Here is a 3,236-nt window from a genome sequence, read left to right on the forward strand (position 1 = left end):
GTTACAGAGCCAGCACCTGAACAGCCTGGTGTATGACCGTGACTACGGGTGGAATGACAACGGCGACCTGGTGCGCATCAGCGGTCCGCGACAGACGCGGGAATACGGCTACAGCGCCACGGGCAGGCTGGAGAGCGTGCGCACCCTCGCACCGGACCTGGACATCCGCATCCCGTATGCCACCGACCCGGCGGGAAACCGCCTGCCGGACCCGGAGCTGCACCCGGACAGTACCCTCACGGCGTGGCCGGATAACCGCATCGCAGAGGATGCGCACTATGTTTACCACTATGATGAATACGGCAGACTGACGGAGAAGACGGACCTTATCCCGGCGGGTGTTATCCGGACGGACGACGAGCGGACCCACCACTACCACTACGACAGCCAGCACCGTCTGGTGTTCTACACGCGGATACAGCATGGCGAGCCACTGGTCGAGAGCCGCTACCTCTACGACCCGCTGGGACGGCGAATGGCGAAACGGGTATGGCGGCGGGAGCGTGACCTGACGGGGTGGATGTCGCTGTCGCGTAAACCGGAGATGACGTGGTACGGGTGGGACGGCGACCGGCTGACGACGGTACAGACCGACACCACGCGTATCCAGACGGTATATCAGCCGGGGAGCTTCGCGCCGCTCATCCGCATCGAAACAGACAACGGCGAGCGGGAGAAAGCGCAGCGCCGCAGCTTGGCGGAGAAGCTGCAGCAGGAAGGGAGCGAGGACGGGCACGGCGTGGTATTTCCGGCTGAACTGGTGCGGCTGCTGGACAGGCTGGAGGAAGAAATCCGGGCAGACCGCGTGAGCAGTGAAAGCCGGGCGTGGCTTGCGCAGTGCGGGCTGACGGTGGAGCAACTGGCCAGACAGGTGGAGCCGGAATACACACCGGCGCGAAAAGTTCATTTTTACCACTGCGACCACCGGGGCCTGCCGCTGGCGCTCATCAGCGAAGACGGCAATACGGCGTGGCTGCCGCTGGCGCTCATCAGCGAAGACGGCAATACGGCGTGGCGCGGGGAGTATGATGAATGGGGCAACCAGCTTAATGAAGAGAACCCGTATTACCTGCACCAGCCATACCGTCTGCCGGGGCAGCAGCATGATGAGGAATCAGGGCTGTACTATAACCGGAACCGGTACTATGACCCGCTACAGGGGAGGTATATTACACAAGACCCCATTGGGCTGGCGGGGGGATGGAACCTGTATAATTACCCACTGAATCCGATAATAAGGATGGATCCTTTGGGTTTGTATAATTTATATCAATTATTATATGATGTTTGGCATGATGATTCATATGGAACATCATCAATTGATATTACTGGCAGTGGAGATCTAATATCATTAGGTGGTCATGCAGGACTTGGCGTTGCGTTTGCTAAAAAGAAAGGTGAAATGTTATCTGATATTTGTATTTATGCTACAGCATGCGGACATGCAGGAATTGGTGGTGGGATAAATGCGGCTATCACATATTCTGAGACCAAGTCTTTACCTACATCGGGAGTCAGCAATTCAGTAGGTGTAACGGTTGGCGGCGGAGTTGGGGGGCATTTTGCGTATACTTATGTAGTGGATGTTGATAATCCAGAATCATCGACAGAATCTGTTGGTATCGGTGCAGGTGTTGACGCTTCAGTTATGACTCTGGCTTGTAGAACGTGGCAAGAATGCTGGGTCAATTAACAGGAGGAAATATGAAAAATATATATTTTTAGTTTTATTTTTATTGTGTGGTTGTTCTCCAGTGGACATAGAGCCAGCTAGACAAGAAGTTAATATCTTTCGTGGTTTATATCAGACAGGGAAATACAGTGATATATATAAAATCACTTCAAGTGATTTTCAGACTGCCACATCTGAAAAAAAATTTATCGACATAATGAACGAAGCAAAAGAAAAAGATCTTGGGACTTATAAAAAATCAACCCTTAAAACTGAAAAAATCACTCGCGGATTATTTTCAAACGATGAAATTACATTGATATATTTCTCAGAATATTCAAAAAGAATTGTCCAAGAGGTTTTTGTGTTTAATGTTGAAGACAAAAAAGTAAAATTAAAAGGTTATAGGTATGATTCGATTAATTAAATTTTTTGATGATGACTTCAATTAGTAGAACATGTATTTTTCGATAAAAGCACCGATGACTTTTTCATGAAGTTCTACAGAGCGCGAGAAACAGATGGTTCTGCGAGTCAGACGTTTGATTCAGGTTCTCAGGGGCAGATTCAGGGAAAGATCACAGGGAAAGATCATCGGTGTGCCGTAGGCACAAAGATGCAAAACGGGACGTTTTGCATGTAATAAGCATAAGCTTGTGAAGAGATGGTGGCAGGCCCACCGGGATCTGCTGTCGGAAGTCGGTCCCAAACAACCCCGGCTGCTGTGGTAAAGAGCCATGGTAGTGAGCGCAGGGGGAACGATCAGACGAGATCTGATCCTATGTGAGATTAGGGAAAGATCATCAAAAGTTCACTTTTTGTACTAAATAATTCGCATTTTATGTTTAAAAATTGAGATATTCCTCATTACCTGAAGCTGTTTTTTATTGCTTATACATGATCAAATACTCCTTACATAATTAAGGAGAACAAAATGGAACTTAAAAAATTGATGGAACATATTTCTATTATCCCCGATTACAGACAAGCCTGGAAAGTGGAACATAAATTATCGGATATTCTACTGTTGACTATTTGTGCCGTTATTTCTGGTGCAGAAGGCTGGGAAGATATAGAGGATTTTGGGGAAACACATCCCGATGTTTTGAAGTGATATGGTGATTTTGAAAATGGTATTCCTGTTCACGATATCATTGCCAGAGTTGTATCCTGTATCAGTCCTGCAAAATTTCACGAGTGCTTTATTAACTGGATGCGTGACTGCCATTCTTCAGATGATAAAGACGTCATTGCAATTGATGGAAAAACGCTCCGGCACTCTTATGACAAGAGTCGTCGCAGGGGAGCGATTCATGTCATTAGTGCGTTCTCAACAATGCATAGTCTGGTCCTCGGACAGATCAAGACGGATGAGAAATCCAATGAGATTACAGCCATTCCTGAACTTCTTAACATGATGGATATTAAAGGAAAAATCATCACAACTGATGCGATGGGCTGCCAGAAAGATATTGCAGAAAAGATACAAAAACAGGGAGGTGATTATTTATTCGCGGTAAAAGGAAACCAGGGGCGGCTAAATAAAGCCTTTGAGGAAAAATTT

The 3,236-nt window shown here is 47.5% G+C and carries 2 protein-coding genes and 2 pseudogenes; 3 read left to right on the forward strand and 1 reads right to left on the reverse strand.

Annotated elements, in window-relative coordinates:
• Together FTE26_RS09110 and FTE26_RS09115 are read left to right on the forward strand one after the other, a co-directional pair.
• The coding region (locus tag FTE26_RS09110; protein WP_272457556.1) for an RHS repeat domain-containing protein at window positions 1-1,693 on the forward strand (1,693 nt) is incomplete at its 5' end.
• Window positions 1,689-2,099, forward strand: coding sequence for an RHS element protein dsORF-e4 (locus FTE26_RS09115; protein WP_265740534.1), 411 nt, complete (start codon window positions 1,689-1,691; stop codon window positions 2,097-2,099). The genes FTE26_RS09110 and FTE26_RS09115, both read left to right, overlap by 5 nt.
• 21 nt (window positions 2,100-2,120) lie before the next feature.
• On the opposite strand, the pseudogene FTE26_RS09120 reads toward FTE26_RS09115, so the two are convergent.
• A pseudogene (locus FTE26_RS09120) lies at window positions 2,121-2,219 on the reverse strand (IS1 family transposase); the annotation flags it as partial.
• 387 nt (window positions 2,220-2,606) lie between these two features.
• Between FTE26_RS09120 and FTE26_RS09125 the strand changes: the two are divergent.
• A pseudogene (locus FTE26_RS09125) lies at window positions 2,607-3,236 on the forward strand (ISAs1 family transposase); the annotation flags it as partial.

Source organism: Escherichia sp. S10b, assembly GCF_028421345.1.
Lineage (GTDB): Bacteria > Pseudomonadota > Gammaproteobacteria > Enterobacterales > Enterobacteriaceae > ECMA0423.